This is a genomic window from Rhizobium hidalgonense (genome assembly GCF_005862185.2).
Classification (GTDB): domain Bacteria; phylum Pseudomonadota; class Alphaproteobacteria; order Rhizobiales; family Rhizobiaceae; genus Rhizobium; species Rhizobium hidalgonense.
The window spans coordinates 223,977-241,661 of the sequence record NZ_CP054027.1 but is presented as its reverse complement, the minus strand read 5'-3'; the positions used below and the strand labels follow the sequence as shown (position 1 = coordinate 241,661).

At 61.2% G+C, this 17,685-nt stretch carries 20 protein-coding genes; 7 read left to right on the top strand and 13 right to left on the bottom strand.

What is annotated here, in order from left to right; genetic code table 11:
- From FFM81_RS01095 to FFM81_RS01085, 3 genes are all read right to left on the bottom strand, one after another.
- The gene (locus tag FFM81_RS01095; RefSeq protein ID WP_003567336.1) at positions 1-642 is read right to left on the bottom strand and encodes a LysE family translocator; all 642 of its coding nucleotides are present in this window, start codon (positions 640-642) and stop codon (positions 1-3) included.
- A gap of 162 nt (positions 643-804) precedes the next feature.
- On the bottom strand, positions 805-1,257 hold the full coding sequence (locus FFM81_RS01090) for a DUF6130 family protein (protein ID WP_003567338.1): 453 nt from the start codon (positions 1,255-1,257) through the stop codon (positions 805-807).
- 92 nt (positions 1,258-1,349) lie between these two features.
- Positions 1,350-1,757, bottom strand: coding sequence for an organic hydroperoxide resistance protein (locus FFM81_RS01085; RefSeq protein WP_003567339.1), 408 nt, complete (start codon positions 1,755-1,757; stop codon positions 1,350-1,352).
- 422 nt (positions 1,758-2,179) lie between these two features.
- Here FFM81_RS01085 and FFM81_RS01080 point away from each other — a divergent pair, with 422 nt between their 5' ends.
- Positions 2,180-2,401 (top strand): DUF2798 domain-containing protein, encoded by a 222-nt coding sequence (locus FFM81_RS01080; RefSeq protein WP_025417267.1) that lies wholly within the window; start codon positions 2,180-2,182, stop codon positions 2,399-2,401.
- 38 nt (positions 2,402-2,439) lie between these two features.
- Here FFM81_RS01080 and FFM81_RS01075 read toward each other — a convergent pair whose 3' ends face one another.
- Positions 2,440-3,345, bottom strand: coding sequence for a LysR family transcriptional regulator (locus FFM81_RS01075; RefSeq protein WP_025417268.1), 906 nt, complete (start codon positions 3,343-3,345; stop codon positions 2,440-2,442).
- 384 nt (positions 3,346-3,729) lie between these two features.
- On the opposite strand from FFM81_RS01075, the gene FFM81_RS01070 reads away from it, so the two are divergent.
- Positions 3,730-4,698 carry a DMT family transporter gene (locus FFM81_RS01070; RefSeq protein WP_138385244.1) on the top strand — a complete coding sequence of 323 codons (969 nt, stop codon included), beginning with the start codon at positions 3,730-3,732 and terminating at the stop codon, positions 4,696-4,698.
- Between the two features lie 44 nt (positions 4,699-4,742).
- Here FFM81_RS01070 and FFM81_RS01065 read toward each other — a convergent pair whose 3' ends face one another.
- Complete coding sequence (locus tag FFM81_RS01065) at positions 4,743-5,411, bottom strand: NUDIX hydrolase (protein ID WP_003567346.1); 669 nt, start codon at positions 5,409-5,411, stop codon at positions 4,743-4,745.
- Positions 5,412-5,638: 227 nt separating this feature from the next.
- Here FFM81_RS01065 and FFM81_RS01060 point away from each other — a divergent pair, with 227 nt between their 5' ends.
- The gene (locus FFM81_RS01060) at positions 5,639-6,541 is read left to right on the top strand and encodes a vWA domain-containing protein (RefSeq protein WP_138385245.1); all 903 of its coding nucleotides are present in this window, start codon (positions 5,639-5,641) and stop codon (positions 6,539-6,541) included.
- Positions 6,542-6,689: 148 nt separating this feature from the next.
- Complete coding sequence (locus tag FFM81_RS01055) at positions 6,690-7,901, top strand: adenylosuccinate synthetase (RefSeq protein ID WP_138385246.1); 1,212 nt, start codon at positions 6,690-6,692, stop codon at positions 7,899-7,901.
- Between the two features lie 69 nt (positions 7,902-7,970).
- On the opposite strand, the gene FFM81_RS01050 is transcribed toward FFM81_RS01055, so the two are convergent.
- Positions 7,971-9,194: an argininosuccinate synthase gene (locus FFM81_RS01050; protein WP_003567353.1), complete on the bottom strand. Its 1,224-nt coding sequence runs from the start codon at positions 9,192-9,194 to the stop codon at positions 7,971-7,973.
- A 175-nt stretch (positions 9,195-9,369) separates the two neighbouring features.
- Here FFM81_RS01050 and FFM81_RS01045 point away from each other — a divergent pair, with 175 nt between their 5' ends.
- Both FFM81_RS01045 and FFM81_RS01040 read left to right on the top strand, forming a co-directional pair.
- Positions 9,370-10,221 (top strand): SDR family NAD(P)-dependent oxidoreductase, encoded by an 852-nt coding sequence (locus FFM81_RS01045; RefSeq protein ID WP_003567355.1) that lies wholly within the window; start codon positions 9,370-9,372, stop codon positions 10,219-10,221.
- A gap of 182 nt (positions 10,222-10,403) precedes the next feature.
- Complete coding sequence (locus FFM81_RS01040; protein ID WP_128397414.1) at positions 10,404-11,045, top strand: LysE family translocator; 642 nt, start codon at positions 10,404-10,406, stop codon at positions 11,043-11,045.
- A 43-nt stretch (positions 11,046-11,088) separates the two neighbouring features.
- On the opposite strand, the gene FFM81_RS01035 is transcribed toward FFM81_RS01040, so the two are convergent.
- The 5 genes from FFM81_RS01035 to FFM81_RS01015 all read right to left on the bottom strand — a co-directional run bounded on the left by FFM81_RS01035 (position 11,089) and on the right by FFM81_RS01015 (position 16,008).
- Entirely contained in the window at positions 11,089-11,883 is a 795-nt protein-coding gene (locus tag FFM81_RS01035; RefSeq protein ID WP_003567360.1) for an ABC transporter ATP-binding protein, read from the bottom strand.
- The gene (locus FFM81_RS01030) at positions 11,880-12,758 is read right to left on the bottom strand and encodes an ABC transporter permease (protein ID WP_037091900.1); all 879 of its coding nucleotides are present in this window, start codon (positions 12,756-12,758) and stop codon (positions 11,880-11,882) included. Before FFM81_RS01030 ends, FFM81_RS01035 begins: the two co-directional genes overlap by 4 nt.
- 129 nt (positions 12,759-12,887) lie before the next feature.
- Positions 12,888-13,841 carry an ABC transporter substrate-binding protein gene (locus FFM81_RS01025; RefSeq protein ID WP_138385247.1) on the bottom strand — a complete coding sequence of 318 codons (954 nt, stop codon included), beginning with the start codon at positions 13,839-13,841 and terminating at the stop codon, positions 12,888-12,890.
- Positions 13,842-13,933: 92 nt separating this feature from the next.
- Positions 13,934-15,160, bottom strand: a complete 1,227-nt coding sequence (rlmN, locus tag FFM81_RS01020; RefSeq protein WP_138385248.1) for a dual-specificity RNA methyltransferase RlmN — start codon at positions 15,158-15,160, stop codon at positions 13,934-13,936.
- Positions 15,161-15,498: 338 nt separating this feature from the next.
- Positions 15,499-16,008 (bottom strand): invasion associated locus B family protein, encoded by a 510-nt coding sequence (locus tag FFM81_RS01015; RefSeq protein ID WP_003567368.1) that lies wholly within the window; start codon positions 16,006-16,008, stop codon positions 15,499-15,501.
- 334 nt (positions 16,009-16,342) lie between these two features.
- On the opposite strand from FFM81_RS01015, the gene FFM81_RS01010 reads away from it, so the two are divergent.
- On the top strand, positions 16,343-16,903 hold the full coding sequence (locus tag FFM81_RS01010; RefSeq protein WP_138385249.1) for a sigma-70 family RNA polymerase sigma factor: 561 nt from the start codon (positions 16,343-16,345) through the stop codon (positions 16,901-16,903).
- On the opposite strand, the gene FFM81_RS01005 is transcribed toward FFM81_RS01010, so the two are convergent.
- Together FFM81_RS01005 and FFM81_RS01000 are read right to left on the bottom strand one after the other, a co-directional pair.
- Positions 16,900-17,292: a YkvA family protein gene (locus tag FFM81_RS01005; RefSeq protein ID WP_003567371.1), complete on the bottom strand. Its 393-nt coding sequence runs from the start codon at positions 17,290-17,292 to the stop codon at positions 16,900-16,902. The two genes, FFM81_RS01010 and FFM81_RS01005, sit on opposite strands and share 4 nt — an antisense overlap.
- Positions 17,293-17,358: 66 nt before the next feature.
- Entirely contained in the window at positions 17,359-17,664 is a 306-nt protein-coding gene (locus tag FFM81_RS01000) for a 4a-hydroxytetrahydrobiopterin dehydratase (protein WP_003567373.1), read from the bottom strand.
- Between the last annotated feature and the right edge of the window lie 21 nt (positions 17,665-17,685).

Below are 17,685 nucleotides of genomic sequence, written 5' to 3'. Positions count from 1 at the left end.
TTAAGCCTTGCGCCAGCCGATGAGGCCGGGGGTTGCGTGCCAGAGTGCCTGGGCAGCAAACCCCATGAAAAGCACGCCGGAGCAGCGCACAATCAGCCGTTCATGCGCGCGATAGAAGCGCCGCACCGCGCCGGCGCCGATGACGCCGATCAGGATGATGTCTGCCGTCACGAAGCCGACGAAGGACACGCCGAGAAGCATCGGCAATGCCTCGAAATCAAGCGCCCCGGCCGAGCCCGCAACCAGTGCGGTGAAGGTGGCGAGGGCCACGGGATAGCCCTTCGGATTGGTGACGCCGAAGATCAGCCCGCGACGAAACGGCCGCTCGACCACCATGAGAGCCTGTCCCTCGGCTTTCGGCTTGGCATTGACGGCGCTCCAGCCGATCCAGGCGAGATAGAAACCGCAGGCAAGGCCGAGCAGGTCGAAGACGAAGGTTCCGATCGTCTTCGCGCCGACGATCGCGATCAGCGCCAGCGACGACCAGATCAGATCCCCGACTAGATGCCCCATCATGAAGAAGGCGCCAGCCTTGCGGCCTTGCCCGGCACCGATGCCGAGCAGCTGCAAGAAGGCGGGCCCCGGAATGAGCACGTAAAAGAGCGCCGCCAGAAAGGCGCCGAAGACCAGGGACTGCGTCATGGAGATGCTCCGGAGGATGATCGCGGCAGAGTAAGCCATCCCGGGCATCCGTCAAGGGCGACGAATGCCGATGAAAAGGGGATGAGGTAGCAAACGCCGCTGGCGGCAGCTGCCGGCTCGAAGCGGACGCAGCCGAATTGAGCCACTATGTCGGAGTGACCTCTAATGGTGCGCGCTGTCGATCGCCGGGACAGTGAACTTCACAGCCTTTCCGCCAAGCACCTCGTGTTCCGGCGTGGCGATTTCGATCAGCACCTTGTGTTCGCCTGGCGGCAAGCCTGTCAGGACTACAGCGCCGGTACCACCCGCATCAGCCCACCGCCAAGGCAGGCCGTCGGTGCTGACATGGAGATGGCCGGCCCTTGGCGAGACGTCGCTGGCGCTGGCGCCAAAGATTGGCAGGATGCGGAAATTCTCGGTTCGATAGGGAATGATGACCACCGCTCTGCTCGCCAGTGGTCCCGGAAGGGGCTGATCCACGAACAATTGGGGCGCAGGCTCGTCCTTGATGGGAAGAAACTGCGTGGCTGCGGGATACGGTGTTTGCGCGTAGACGGGTGTGCTGGCGGCAAACAGAAGACCTGCCGTTGCGAGAGCTCTTGCGATCACGGTCATGACAAAATCCCTGCGTAGTGCGCCGGTTATGACCGACGACTGTCGGGACGCCGGCGCAATGTTGGGGTGGAGAGCGCTTGATCGGAGACCGATCAAGCGACGTTCAGTTCGACGGCGATGTTGCCCCGGGTGGCCTTGGAATAAGGGCAGAGCTGGTGAGCACGTTCGATCAGGGACTTGGCGAGGTCCGCCGCGATGCCCGGCAGCCTCACATTAAGCCGCGCCTGCAGCTCATAGCCGTCGTCATTCGAAACCAGGTCGATCTCGGTATTGATGGCGGCGTCGGCGGGGACGCGCAGCTGGCGCTCGGCGGCCGCTCTCCCGATCGCACCGAGGAAACAGGCGGACCAGCCCGCAGCGAAGAGCTGCTCGGGATTGGTGCCCGAGCCCGCGGAACCGGGCGGGGACAATTTCACGTCGAGGCGCCCATCGGAACTGCGAGACGCGCCGTCACGCCCGCCGATGGTGTTGGTGGTGCCAGTGTAGATGACTGTCGACATTCAGATACTCCTTGTTGGTTTGACGAACGCCGCCCAGGATCAAGGGGCCGCGCGATGACGAGAAGATGAGCGTCGCAAGTCCGGCCCAGTAGTGAGCTGAAACGAGAGTGAGCCTCTCGTTTTCGATCGGCATGTGAGCAGCAAAGATCATATCCGCAGCGCGCCAGGCGATCGGCGTAGACAAGGCCAGTCACACTGGGTGCATGAGTGGTGGAGCTCGGGGCGCGTTGGCGACAGGGGAGTTTGTCGCTTCTCGACCGATCTCACGGTTTCCCGGCCGTTGAGACCTTTCAGGATTCAAGAGGCTGGCTCTCGGGTTCTCTCGCTACCGCCGATGCCGGAATTGCGCGATCGTCACAGCGCCAACCCGGGGTCGCAACCGCTGAAGCGATCCCGCTTTCACATCCAGCCGGGAGACCGACATGAACACGGATTTCAAACGTAAGATCGTCTTCGCTCTGTCGATGGGCATCGTAACGACAGAGCTGATTTCCTTCACGCTGATTGCGCTCAATCTGGGCTTTTCGAAAGGATTCGCCCTGACATGGCTCCGCTCGTGGAGCATCGCCTATCTCATCGTCATTCCCGCCATCCTGCTGGTCGGTCCCCGCCTTCAGGCGCAGGTCGATCGCGTCGTTCGTTGAGGCGAAAGAGGAGCCACCGAGATGACAATGATGGGCGACTACGGCATATCGCCATAGTTGCTGCAAGCCGCGCGAAGCCGGGGCAGCGCCCAATCGACGAAGGCACGCACCTTGAGGGCGAGTAAGCCCTGACGCGAATAGACGATGTTGATCGGCTTGGACTCGCCGCCATAGTCCTTCAAAATCTGCACGAGCGCGCCCGAGGACACTTCCTCCGGAACTTGATAGTCGAAGAGCCGGGCGACGCCGGCTCCATTGAGCGCGGCGGCGACGCAATTGGCGGCCGTGTTCACCTCGATCCGGCTCTGGGGCAACAGTTCGACGGACTTCCCGTCGATCTCGAAACTCCAAAAGAACGACCGGTTGTGGAACATGATCCCATCGTGATTGATAAGCTCGGTGGGATGTTGGGGAACGCCATGCCGTTCCAGATAGGCCGGGCTCGCGCAGGTCAACAGACGAAACTCGCCGGCCTTGACGGCGTGGAGCGAACTGTCGACCAAATCACCAAGCCGGATGGCGACATCGACCTGTTCATTGACGAGATGGACAGAGCGGTCGAGTGAAAGAACGTTCAATATCACCTCCGGATGCTTGTCCATGAAGTCGAGTGCAATCGGCAGGACATACCGGTGGCCAAACTCGATCGGCATCGTGACGGTCAGCAATCCCCGGGGCGTCTGATACTCACCTGACGCCCTGCGTTCGACCTCCTCCAGATCGGCAATAATCTTGCGCGCCGCGTCGACATAGTCGCGACCGGCATCGGTGAGTTGCAGGTTGCGGCTTGTTCGGATGATAAGGTTTGTGCCGAGATATCGCTCCAGATCGGCAACCTTGCGGCTGACGCTCGGCAGCGGTGCGTTCAGCTTCCGGCTGCCCGCCGACAAGCTCCCGGCGTCAACTACGGCAAGCAGAACCCGCATTGCATCAAGCCGATCCATAACGCCCCGACAATTAGAAGCCTTGATATTTGAGGATATGAGGAATCGCTTCCGGTGAATAGGCGGCACAGCGCGGTTGCCCCAGAAGTGTCGCGGCCACATCGCTGCAGGCGACGCTCGAGAAGCGGGGAGCAATGGTCGGGGCATTGCACCATCATCGCGCCGGATAGGCCTCCTGCCGTTCAACTCGGCCTCGGAGCAGAACTGATTGGCGATTGCCTGGATGAGCGTCGAGAGGGTGGTTCTCATTTTCGCTGGCTACCGGTCAGGGCTTTCGGCAAGTAACTTTCGCCCATTCGATCAAGGGTTTCCCTTGATAGCGAACCGACTGTCGGCGTCACCGGAGTCAAGGCTCAGCGACGCAACTTCAAGAGGGTGAACATTATGGACAGACTCTTCCATGTTGGCGTGTCAGCCGCTCTCTTTGCGACCTTTGCCTTTTCGCTCAACTTTGTTGTGCCCTTCATCATCGGTGACTATTCCACCTTTGATTTTGCCCTCATCCGTCATGTTGTCTCGGGTCTGGTGGGGTTCTACATTCTGTTTTCGGAGAAGCGTGTAATGCGCCACGTCACGCTTCGGAACTGTTTGCAGGCCATCTGGCTCGCCTTCGTCGGATATGTCGGCTACTTCCTGACGGTGACCGGAGCGGCCGTCTTTGCCGGCCCGGTAATCGCTCCGGCCTTTCTCGGTCTGGTACCGATCGTATTGATGGTCATTGGCAACCAGCGTCAGGGATCATTGCCGTGGCGATCCCTGATGATGCCTTTGGCGCTGGTGCTGGTCGGCCTTGTTCTCGTCAATGGCACGGCATTCACGGTTGAAGGATTGAGCTCCGTCGAATCATTGTGGGTTGGCGTGCCGCTAGCGCTTGCTGCCGTGGGGCTTTGGGTCTGGTTCGCGCTCGCCAATCAGGCTGCACTCGCCGCCCGACCAGACATGCCCTCCAGTGTGTGGTCGGCGCTGATATTGGTCGGAGGTGGTGTCTTGATGCTGGCCTTCTATCCCGTCGGTGCCGAGATCGGCCTCTTCCAGCTTCCAGCATTGGGGTTCGGCTGGAGTGCCGCCGGTAACCTGTATATCTGGGGTGCATCGTTCGCGCTGCTGGCAACCGTAGGCGGCGTCTGGGCCTGGAACATTGCGTCACGGAGCCTGCCCGTCGCCCTGGCGGCGCAACTGATCGTTTCGGAAACAGCCTTCGGTGTCATTGGGGGACTTGTCGTGCATGCTCGTTGGCCAACCCCGATCGAAGTCGCTGGCGTGGTTGTCCTGATCGCCGGCGTCGTTCTGTCAGTGCGGATTTTCTATGATCGCCAATTTGCATCGGGAAAGACATTGCTTGCGCACGAATGATCTGTCGAATGCAGAGCCAGGAAGAGGCGCGTCCTTCTGGTCGCTCAAATTCGCCGATCGAACACAGCGACCGGCGTCTTCAACCGATAGAGCGTCGTCGGTCGCCGGGCTCGCTCGGTCTGTCGTTTTTCGCCCTCGACGACTTCGAGCAGATCAAGATCGTTGATCTTGCGGCGAAAGGCGCTCTGGTCCAGTCGCTCGCCCATCACCGTTTCATAGATGGCCTGAAGTTCGGACATTGTGAAGATCTCGGGAAGCAGCCTTGCCGGAATGGTCGAATAGGCGCCCTTGCCGCGCAACCGCTCCAGCGCCGCTTTGAGGATCTCATTGTGGTCGAAAGGCAGTTTGCCGGCGGCCTCGGCCGGCCGCAATTCCAGAGGGCTTGTGCCGCCCTCCAAGGCTCCCTGTGGGACCAGCGCAAAATACGCAATCGATACCGACCAGTCGCGGGGGTCGCGCCGCGCCGAAGCGAAGGTTGCGAGTTGTTCGAAGAATATGCCGCCGAGCCCCGCCTTGACGCTGAGGATACGCCGCACCGCCGCCTCGGCATCGGCGTCCTCATCGATGTGCAGATAGCCGCCGATCAGCGCCGGAACGCCGGCAAACGGCTCGGCGGACCGAGGCAGCAGCGCGGTGCACAATCGTCCTTCGTGCAGCGTCAGCAAGACGATGTCGACCGTCACGATCGGTCGTGCGAATTCTGCCTCTGCCATCAGGATCCTCCTTGGCTCATGAAAGTCATCCGGAAGAGCGCAGCGGATCCGGGATAACGATGTGACGCGCTCTTGCATTCTCAGGCTCTCATAACCGCCAACCTCAAAAATAACAATTTGCAAATAGCAACTTGCAAAATGCAATTTGCAAGTCTATATAGTTCTTAACGAGGGCAGCGGGCAGAACCGGCGCCTGATCGCCAAGGCAACAGCAAAGGAGTAATGCCATGGGTATGGGACGTTTCAGCACAGCCGATTGGGCGGCCTACAATGCACGCCATGTGGATGGTCGCAGCCGGTCGGAAGTTTTCGGCGCCACCGGCATCGACCCGCGGTTCGATCCGGCGCGCTTTTCCACCCGCGAGAGCCGCGACAGCCCCTACAATCCACAATCGACCCCGATTATTCTGGCCTCGGATGTGACCGGCTCGATGGGCATGATCGCCCACGAACTGATGCGTGGCGGGCTCATCACCCTGACATCGGAGATCTACGACCGCCGTCCGGTATCCGATCCGCATATCATGGTGGCGGCGGTCGGAGATGCGGATACTGATGTGGCACCGTTGCAGGCTACCCAGTTCGAGGCCGACATCTCGCTTGCCAGCCAGATCCGCGCCTTGTGGCTGGAAGGCAATGGCGGTGGCAATGACGGCGAGAGCTACAGCGCCGCCCACCTTCTGGCAGCGCTCAAAACCTCGACCGATGCCTTCGAAAGACGCGGCCGCAAGGGCTATCTCTTCACCATCGGCGACGAGCCGGTTCACAATGGCCTGACCGCCCCTCAGATTGCCCGCATCTTCGGCATCGCACCGCCGCGCGGTCTGAGCGCCCGGGAATGCCTGGCGATGGCGCAAAGATCCTATGAGGTCTTCCACATCGTCATCCGCGAGGGCTATGCGGCCAGGAGGCTCGGCCGGGTGCTCGAAAGCTGGCAGCCGCTGCTGCCCGGTCGCACCTTCGTGCTCGATGATCACAGGCGCATTGCCGAGCTGGTGGTTTCGATCATCGAAATCACCGAGGGTCGTGACGCCGACGACGTAGCCGCCAGTTGGCCGGGTTCGGCGGCTGCAGTCGTCGCCAAAGCCATCGGCGAACGCCCGAAGCGGCACCTGCTGCCGTTCTTCTAATCCGGGACAGTGCTGCGCGCTTTCCCCGGTTATTTAAAACCAAAGGTTGGAGCGGTTCTGAGCTGCCATAAAGAGCTGAACCGCTCTGCCCATATCTTCCAGTACAAAAGCCCCGGTGCCCTCCGGGACCCATTTTGAGGAGCAGAACATGAGCACCCAGGCACAAGCCGTGATCGGCGCGCTTTATGGCGACGAAGGCAAGGGGCTGATGGTCGATCGGCTCGCTGCAGCCACGCCGGGAGCCGTGGTGGTTCGCAGCAATGGCGGTGCTCAGGCCGGCCATACCGTGGTCGATCCCGCCGGGGTGCGCCATGTCTTTCACCACATTGGCGCGGGCAGCTTTGCCGGCGCTGCCACCCATTTCAGCCGCTTCTTCGTCGCCCATCCGATGCTGCTGCTCGATGAATTGACCGCCCTCGGCCAGCTGGGTGTGGAGCCCGAGATCAGCAGCGACCCGCGTGCCCCGGTCACCACACCCTTCGACGTCATCATCAACCAGGCCTTGGAGCTGGCGCGCGGCACTGCCCGTCACGGCAGTTGCGGCCTCGGCTTCGGCGAGACCATCGAGCGCAATCTGCGCCCGGAATTCGCCCTCTCGACGAAGGATCTGTTTCGCCCCGATCTGCATGCCCGGCTTGTTTCCATCCGCGATGCCTGGGTGCCTGTCCGGCTGGCCGCGCTCGGCATCACCGCCCTGCCCGCGGAACTGGCCGCCGCACTGGCTGACGACATCACCACCGCCCGCTTCGAAGCCGATTGCGCCGCCTATCTCGACCGCGCCGCGCTCTGGCCCGACCGGCGACTGTGCGAACGCGGCCCTGTCATCTTCGAAGCGGCACAGGGTCTGGAGCTTGATCAGGACCGCGGCGTGTTTCCCCACGTCACCCGTTCGAATACCGGGCTCGCGAACATGCTCGCGATCTCAGTCGAGGCCGGCATCACAGAGCTGGCCGCGACATATGCGACGCGCTGCTACACCACCCGGCACGGCGCAGGTCCCCTCAAGGGGGAAGTTCCCGCACTATCAGGCATCAATATCGTCGACCCCACCAACGCACCGAACGAGTGGCAAGGTACTCTGCGGCTCGCTCCGCTCGATCTCGACACGTTGCGCCAGGCCATTGCCCGCGATCTGACGTTGGATCGCGGCGGCATCACAATCAGAGGCGGACTGGCCGTCACCTGTCTCGATCAGGCCGAAGATGGGTTTGCCATCACGGATCACGGCGAGGCCATCCGGCTTGATCCTGCCGAAGCGGCGTCCGAGATAGCCGATCTTGCCGGCCTGCCGCTCTGGGCCGAAAGCTGGGGACCGCGTCGCGGCGAAGTCAGGCTGCGTATGGATGCAGCCGCCGCGTGAACCACGGCAAAAAAAGAGCCCGCGCGGCAATGCCGGCGGGCTCCTATTCAACTCGAAAAGCGAGCGTGATTACTTCACGAGGTTGCGCTTGCCGAGCGTGCGCAGGCGCAGCGCATTGAGCTTGATGAAGCCGGCCGCATCCTTCTGGTCGTAGGCACCCTGGTCGTCCTCGAAGGTGACGAGCTTGTCGGAATAGAGCGACTTTTCGCTTTCACGGCCGATGACCATGACATTGCCCTTGTAGAGCTTCAGCGTCACTTCGCCTTCGACATGCTCCTGGCTCTTGTCGATCAGCGCCTGCAGCATCTCGCGCTCCGGCGAGAACCAGAAGCCGTAATAGATCAGCTCGGCGTAACGCGGCATGATCTCGTCCTTGAGATGGGCCGCACCCCGGTCGAGCGTGATCGATTCGATGGCGCGGTGCGCCGAAAGCAGGATCGTGCCGCCGGGCGTCTCGTAGACGCCGCGCGACTTCATGCCGACGAAACGGTTCTCGACGAGGTCGAGACGGCCGATGCCGTTATCGCGTCCGTAATTGTTGAGGGTCGCGAGCAGCGTCGCCGGCGACATCTCGACACCGTTGATCGAGACGGCGTCGCCCTTGCGGAAGCCGACCTTGATCACCGTCGCCTTGTCGGGCGCAGCCTCAGGCGAGATCGTGCGCATATGCACATATTCCGGCGCCTCCTGAGCAGGGTCCTCGAGAACCTTGCCCTCGGAAGAAGAATGCAGAAGGTTGGCGTCGACGGAGAACGGCGCCTCGCCCTTCTTGTCCTTGGCAACCGGGATCTGGTGCTGTTCGGCAAAGGCGAGCAGGTCGGTGCGGCTCTTGAACGCCCAGTCGCGCCACGGCGCGATGATCTTGATGTCGGGGTTCAAAGCATAGGCGGACAATTCGAAACGAACCTGGTCGTTGCCCTTGCCGGTCGCGCCATGGGCGATCGCATCGGCGCCCGTCTTGCGGGCGATATCGATCAGATGCTTGGAAATCAGCGGCCGGGCGATCGAGGTGCCGAGCAGATAGACACCCTCATAGACGGCATTGGCGCGGAACATCGGAAAAACGAAATCGCGCACAAATTCCTCGCGCACGTCCTCGATATAGATCTCCTTGATGCCGAGCATCTCGGCCTTCTTGCGCGCCGGCTCCAGCTCTTCGCCCTGGCCGAGATCGGCGGTGAAGGTGACGACTTCGGCGCCGAGCTCGGTCTGCAGCCACTTCAGGATGATCGAGGTGTCGAGGCCGCCGGAATAGGCGAGCACGACTTTCTTCACGTCTTTATATGATGCCATGATGATGAGGTCCGTTGCATAAAAGGCCGGCGAAAACCCGGTATCGCGGCACTTTTAGCGAGATTGACGCGTGACGCAAGGGCAAGTGCGGCACCGCCGGCGCGATAGCGTTGACAGCGCGAAAGCGGAGCCCATATTCGCCAACGTCAGAGCAACGACCGAGGAGGGGCTCCCCGTGACGAATATTCAAGACATTTTCAAGAAATCCAATGTTGCAGTCGTCACCGGCGGCGCGTCCGGCATCGGCCTGGCTGCCGCAAGACACTTTGCCAAGGCCGGCATGAGCGTGGTCATCGCCGATCTCGGCGGCGACCGGCTGGCGGGCGCCGCAGACGAACTCAAGGCCATTGCCGGCGAGGAAGAGGTGATGGCGGTCGAGACCGACGTCGCCAGCCGGGACTCCCTCGAGGCGCTCGAACGCGCCGTGCTCCAGCGTTTCGGCCGCGTCCATGTGCTAATGAACAATGCTGGCATCGGCCCGGAAACCTCGATCTTCAGCCCGCAGGCGAATTGGGACCATATCTTCGCCGTCAACCTGATGGGGGTGATCAATGGTACGCGCACCTTCGGCCCGAAGATGCTGTCGCATGGCGAGCCTGGGCTGATCATCAACACCGGCTCGAAGCAGGGTATCACCACGCCGCCCGGTAATCCCGCCTACAATATCTCAAAGGCCGGGGTGAAGGTCTTTACCGAAGCGCTCGAGCACGAGCTTCGCAACATCGAAGGCGCGAAAATCTCCGCGCATCTTCTGATCCCCGGCTTCGTCTTCACCGGCCTCACCAAGGGCGACCGCGCGGAAAAGCCGGCCGGCGCCTGGACGCCGGAGCAGACTGTGGATTTCATGGTCGAGAGCCTCAAGCGCGGCGATTTCTATATCCTGTGCCCCGACAATGACGTGGCCCGCCCGGTCGACGAGCGCCGCATGGCCTGGGCTGCTGGCGACATCATCGAGAATCGCCCGCCGCTGTCACGCTGGCACGAGGACTATGCCGACAAGTTCAAGGCCTTCCTCGAACAGAAATAATGGCACTCATGCATGTCGCCCGGAAGTGTGCAGCGGTTCCGGGATAATGACATGCATAAAACAACAGCGAATGCGCGTGGCATGGATCAAGTTTAATGCGACGCGCATTCGAAGGTTTGATTGGTAATTTTCTGAAAGCCGGGTAAAAAATCCTCCGATCTTCCCGGCTTTCAGAGCGTGTCATGGATTTCCTGCCCAGCCTGTCGACTCTTTTGGCCTTTGCCGCCGCGACCCTGCTGCTCGCCGCGACGCCGGGTCCCGACATGACGCTGTCGATCAGCCGTGCGCTAGCCCAGGGCAAGAAAGCGGCTCTTTTCGTCGTCATCGGCACCAGCCTCGGCATCGTCGTCCACACCATGCTGGTCGCCTTCGGCATTTCGGCGCTGATCACGGCCTCGCCGACCGCCTTCCTGTTCCTGAAGACCGGCGGCGCCGCCTATTTGCTCTGGCTGGCGGTGCAGGCGATCCGCTTCGGTTCGAAGCTCACTGTCGCCAAGGTCGAGGCGCAGAAGGGCACGGCGCTTGCGAACATCTCGTCGGGCTTCTGGGTCAATCTTCTGAACCCGAAGGTCATTATCTTCTTCATGACCTTCCTGCCGCAATTCGTCAGCGCCGGCGACCCGGCCGTGACGCAGAAGCTGCTTTTCCTGGGCTTCTGCTTCATCCTGTTCGGCATGCCGGTCAATGCCGGCGTGGTCCTTGCTGCCGACTGGCTGGCCTCCTGGCTGCAGAACAACAGGAAGGTGCTGCGCGGCATGGACTATACCTTCGCCGGCGTCTTCTCGATCTTCGCCGCGAAGATCCTGCTCACCCAGGCCAGATGATCAGCGGATCCGCTGTCGGTTAACCGATCAGCACGCTGTTGGCTTAGCCAATCAGCAAAGCATCGTCGTCGAGCGTCTGGCCGCGCATCTTGCGGAACATGGCGATCAGGTCCTCGACTTGCAGGTTCTTTCGGTTGTCGCCCGCCACGTCGAGAACGATCTCGCCGCCATGCAGCATGATGGTGCGGTGGCCGTAATCCAGCGCCTGGCGCATGGAATGCGTCACCATCATCGTCGTCAATTTGCGCTCGGCAACGATCTTCTGCGTCAGGTTCATCACGAACTCGGCCATGCCGGGATCGAGGGCGGCCGTATGTTCGTCGAGCAGCAGCACTTCGGAACCGGCAAGCGTTGCCATCACAAGCGACACGGCCTGCCGCTGCCCGCCGGAGAGCAGATCCATGCGGTCCTTCAGCCGGTTTTCCAGCCCGAGATTCAGCTCCGCGATCCGCTCCTTGAAATAATCCCGACGTTTGCCGCCTAATGCCGGCGCAAGCCCGCGCTTTTCGCCCCGGCGGGCAGCCAGAGCAAGATTTTCTTCGATCGACAGCGAACCGCAGCTTCCCGTCAGCGGATCCTGGAACACCCGCGCTACCAGACCTGCGCGTGATGCCGTCGACTTGCGCGTCACATCGCTCTTGCCGATCAGCACCTGTCCCTCGCTCGGCAGGACGTCGCCGGCGAGCACACCGAGCAGCGTCGATTTGCCGGCGCCGTTGGAGCCGATGACGGTGACGAAGGAGCCTTGTTCGATGGTCAGGCTGACGCCGTTCAGCGCCTGCTTCTGCAGCGGCGTGCCGCGCCCGAAAACAACCTTGATATCCTTAACGCTGATCACGATGCGGCACCTCCGCGAAGACGGGGAAGGATGAGCGCCACGGTTACCAGCACCGCCGTCACGAAATTGAGGTCGGAAGCCTGCAGGCCGATGACGTCGCTCGACAGCGCCAACTGGATCGAGATGCGGTAGAGGATCGAGCCGAGCACGCAGCCGATCAGTGCGATCAGCAGACCGCGGCGCCCGAGCAGCGTCTCGCCGATGATGACGGCGGCAAGCCCGACGACGATCGTGCCGACGCCTGAAGTGACGTCGGCAAAGCCGTTCGTCTGGGCAAACAGCGCGCCGCCGAATGCCACCAGCGCATTCGATATCGCCATGCCGAGATAGATCTGCCGGCTGGTATCGACGCCCTGGGCGCGCGCCATTCGCGCATTGGCGCCGGTCGCGCGCATGGCCAGCCCGGCATCGCTTTCGAGGAAGCGCCAGACCAGGATGAGGGCGACGATCACAAGAACGCCGACGAAGAGCGGCCGCACATAGAAATCGCGAAGGCCATGGCCGAAGAACGGGCTGATCATCGTATCGGCATTGATGAGAGCGACATTCGGTTTGCCCATCACCCTGAGATTGACCGAAAACAGCGCAATCATCGTCAGGATCGAGGCGAGCAGATTGAGGATTTTGAAGCGCACGTTGAGCAGCGCCGTCACCATGCCCGCGCCCGCGCCGGCAGCCATCGCGATCAGAGCTGCAAGCCAGGCATTGACGCCGGCAATGATCAGCACGGCGGTCACCGCCGCACCGAGCGGAAAGGAGCCGTCGACCGTCAGATCGGGAAAGTCGAGAATGCGGAAGGCGAGATAGACCCCAAGGGCGACGAAGGAATAGACCAGTCCTAGTTCGACGGCCCCCCAGAATGCGATTTGGCTCAAGGCTTTCAGCCCCTTTTTTCCGTTTCTGTTCCGCATGCCTGCGAAACATTTAGGCTTCCAATAGCATCAGCCGCCCTTGTGTGGAACGAGAGCGGCTGCAAACTTGACCGACGGCGGCAGCCGCGCTGTCTATTCGATGACTTTGTTGGCGCGGGAAAGCACGCTCTGCGGCAAGGTGACGCCCATCTTGGCAGCCGCCGCCTTGTTGACGACGAGATCGCTGCCGGCGGCGGTCTTGACTGCGATATCGCCCGGGTTCTCGCCCTTCAGCACACGTACGACGATGTCGCCCGTCTGCTTGCCGACATCGTAATAGTTGAATCCGAGGGCTGCGACCGAACCGCGCGAAACCGAATCGGTATCGGCGGTGAAGAGCGGCAGCTTGCTCTCTTCGGCAACGGCAACGGCGCCTTCGAGCGCAGAGATGATCGTGTTGTCGGTCGGGATATAGATCGCATCGGCACGGCCGACGAGGGCGCGAGCCGCACCCTGGACCTCGGCCGATTTTGTGGCGGCGGATTCCACCACCTTCAGGCCGGCCTTTTCGGCCTCGGGCTTCAGCACGGCGAGGAGCGAAACGGAGTTGGCCTCGCCTGAGTTGTAGAGATAGCCGACGGTTTTCACATCAGGCAGGATTTCCTTGATCAGCGCCAGGTGCTCGGCGACCGGTGACATGTCGGAAAGGCCGGTGACGTTACCGCCGGGCTTGTCCATGTTCTTGACAAGCTGGGCGCCGAGCGGATCGGAGACCGCAGTGAAGACAACGGGAATGTCGCGCGTCGAGGAGACGACGGCCTGAGCCGAGGGTGTGGAGATCGGCACGATCACATCCGGCTCGTCGCCGGCGAACTGGCGGGCGATCTGGGCTGCGGTCGCCGGATTGCCCTGCGCCGACTCGAACAGGAATTTCAGGTTCTCGCCTTCCTTGTAGCCGGCGGCCGTCAGCGCATCGAGAACGCCCTTGCGGGCAGCGTCCAGCGCCGGATGCTCGACGATCGCCGTCACGGCAACGGTCACGTCATCGGCCTTTGCAGGCAGCGAAAGCGCCAAAGTGGCGGCAAGAGCGAGCAGAATCGGGCGCATTATATCCTCCTGATTGATTTTGGCGGCACTATTAGGAAAAGCGCATGCTTAAATCAATGCAGGAGAATTGTAGCGAGGATCAAACTTGCTGATCAGTCGTCGGCGCCGTGATTGGCGATCATCATCGCCTCGAAGGCCAGGCGCTCGGTCTTGCGCATGCGTTCGGATTCCGATTTCAGCTGGCCGCAGGCTGCCAGAATATCGCGGCCGCGCGGCGTGCGGATCGGCGAGGCGTAGCCTGCCGAGTTGATGAAATCGGCGAACTTCTCGATCTGCTCCCAGTCGGAACATTGGTAATTGGTGCCGGGCCAGGGGTTGAAGGGAATGAGGTTGATCTTCGCCGGCACGCCCTTCAGGAGCTTGATCAGCCCCTTGGCGTCCTCCAAACTGTCATTGACGTCCTTCAGCATCACATATTCGAAGGTGATGCGCCGCGCATCGGAAAGGCCGGGATAGGCCTTGCACGCCTCGATTAATTCCTTCAGCGGATACTTCTTGTTGATCGGCACCAGAATGTCGCGCAGATCGTCGCGCACCGCATGCAGCGAAATAGCCAGCATGACGCCGATCTCCTCGCCGGTGCGGAAAATCTCCGGCACGACGCCGGAGGTCGAAAGCGTCACCCGGCGCCTGGAGAGCGATAGGCCGTCGCCATCCGTGGCGATCAGCAAGGCCTGCTTGACGGCATCGAAATTGTAGAGCGGCTCGCCCATGCCCATCATCACGATATTGCTGACCTTGCGGCCCTCAGCAGGCATGATCGTGCCCTGCGGCGCTTCGCGATCCGGGAAGTCGCCGAGCCGGTCGCGAGCAAGCAGCAGCTGCGACAGGATTTCCTCCGCCGTCAGGTTGCGCACCAGGCGCTGCGTACCGGTATGACAGAAGGAACAGGTCAGCGTGCAGCCGACCTGGCTGGAGATGCAGAGCGTGCCGCGGCCCTCTTCCGGAATGTAGACGGCTTCGATCTCGACCGGGCGGCCGGCGCCGCGCGGCGGAAACCGCAGCAGCCATTTGCGCGTACCGTCATTCGAAACCTGCTCCTCGACGATCTCCGGACGCGCGATGGTGAAATGCTGCTTCAGCATCTCGCGCATGTCCTTGGCGACGTTGGTCATATGGTCGAAATCGGAGACGCCGCGCACGTAGATCCAGTTCCAGAGCTGCGCGACGCGCATCTTGATCTGCTTCTCGGCTACGCCCTTATCCCGCAGTGCCGCCGCCATCTCCTCGCGCGACAGCCCGATCAAGGACGGCTTTTCGAGGCTGGCGGACGTGCGCGCCTGCGGCTTGGTGACATCTATCGCTTCCATGACGGACATAGGCATTCATCCCGAATTCGAACATATAACCGCCCTACAAGCCCGCGGACTTCAGGACAGACCGGAAGACTTGCGAGCACATGGCGGCACATGGGCAGAAATTGAATGGCGGAGCGGCGATTGATATCGCGATCTGTCCGCTGTTGGCGCGGGCTTTAGCATCATTTTGCCCGCGCGTCACTAATGCATGTCGCCCGAAAGTGTGCAGCGGTTTTGGGACAACGACATGCATAACGTCAAAGATCCAAGCGTGTTGCGTGATGCGATACGCTTGGAGATGGAAACGACAAAGGCCGGCGCAAGGCCGGCCCGTGAGATTTTTGCGGGCGAAAAGCCGCTTACTTGCAGCTTTCGATCTGCTTCAGCGCAGCCGAGATGCCCGAGAGCGAATAGCTATAAGAGGTGCCGGTACCCTTGCGCGAGACGGCATTGACCGTCATCGAATGACCGGTCTTCATCGCCGCGACCAGAGCGGGCTCCTGCGCCGCATTCTCGACCCAGCCGGCCTTGTCCTTGGTGAACATCACGAAGGTCTTGTTGTCGATGACGACGTTGATCTTCGAATTTTCCTTCACCGTATAGCCCATCATCGCCTGCGGCTCATAGGAGATGTTCTGGCCCGGACGTTGCGAGACGATGAAGAAGTTGTCGCCATGGTCGACGCTTGCCGGCTGCTTTGCCGTCGGAACCGACAGCACATAGCAGACGGTGCTGTTGCCCGACTTGTAGGAATAGGCGCCCCATGCCTGGAACTGCTGGATGCGGTTCGGCGCGGCCTGCTGCGCTGCCGCAACTCCGGCCATGACAAGGGTGAGTGCGAGAGCGGATACGATACTTTTTACAAACATGGATTCCTGCCGGTTCTTGCGATCAAGGCCCGAAGCGATCATTGCGGGCGCCGCATAATCACGATCTGCTTTATTTTGACTTAATTCAGGTTACCAAATGGTCAACAATGGCTGCGATTTGTATCTGCCTGTGTCATTTCAGCTCGGGTAACAATTTTCGCCCTTTGACGGTAATGGCCGTGACACCGTGACCCGATGGCACCGGCCGTCCGTTCGGCTGAATTTAAGACACAAAGATTCAGGCAAGAGTTTGACCTTTCAGAATTCCGTTGTACCTCAGTAAAGCTTGGAAATTCGGTCCGAAAATTTCGCCGCAGGGGGCTCGTGAGGGGACATGGATGCCGAGGAAAGACAGCGTTTCGCTGCCCTCGCAAAGGCCGTCGCCAGGGATCGCGACCAGCAGGCCTTTTCCATCCTGTTCGACTATTTCGCACCCCGGCTGAAGGCTTGGCTGATGCGCCAGAAGATGACATCAGGCGAGGCCGAGGAACTGGTCCAGGAGGTCATGATCGTGCTTTGGCATAAGGCGGATCTCTACGATTCCACGCGATCTTCGCTCTCCACCTGGCTTTTCCGCATTGCCCGCAACCGCCGCATCGACCTGCAGCGCCGCATCAATACCCGCATCTTCGATGAGACCGACCCGGCCCTGCAGCCGCCGGCCGAGATCGGCGCGGAAGACATCATCGCCAATGACGATCGCGACGCCAAAATCCGCGCCGCCGTCGGCCAATTGCCGGAGGAGCAGCGCGACATGCTGCGCGCCGCCTTCTTCCTCGGTCAATCGCATTCGGAAATCGCCGAATCGACCGGGCTGCCGCTCGGCACGGTGAAATCGCGCATTCGGCTTGCCTTTGGCAAACTGAGGAAGGTGCTGGAGCGCGAAACCGCCTAAATCGTCTTCATCGTTTCCTCAGACGAGTCGGCGAGAACGCGATCGGCGGCCTCATAATGGCCTGGGCGGATATGGCCGCGCACCATGGCGAACGCGGCTGACAGGACGGCGATATCGTCGGAAAAGCCGATGACGGCGAAGACATCCGGGATCATGTCGATCGGCATGACGAAATAGGCGAGCGCTGCGAGAAGCACGCCGCGCACCTTCGTCGGCGTCTGCGGGTCGAGCGCGCAATAAAAACCGGCGACGACATCGCGGGAGAAGGGAATTTGCCGCACAGCCCGCCGGAAGGTCGGCCAGAATTTCTGCCTTACGGTCTTTTCCCGTCGGCTCTGGGTGTCCTCGTCGCCCGGCAACAGGATTTCCCCGAATTTGACCTCATCCATCCCTGCATCCCTTTTGTCCAAGCGAACATATGGTGATGGCGGCCCGCCTTTCAAATGGCCCCGCTTTCAAACCATACGTCGCGCCGCAGCCTTCTCCATGGCCTTGGCGAGCTTGAAATCCAGCTCCGTCAGCCCGCCGGCATCATGCGTGTTCAGCGTCACATCCACCCGGGAATAGACGTTGAACCATTCGGGATGGTGGTTGAGCTTCTCGGCCGTGATCGCTGCCTCCGTCATGAAGCCGAACGCCTCGATGAAATTCGAAAACTTGAATGTCTTCGATATCGCGGAGGCCGCCTCATTCAGTGTCCAGCCCGCAAGCCCGGCCAGTTGCGCCTCGACCGCCGTCCGTTCCAGTTTTTCCATTTTCATGCGATCGTCCTTTCATCTGTC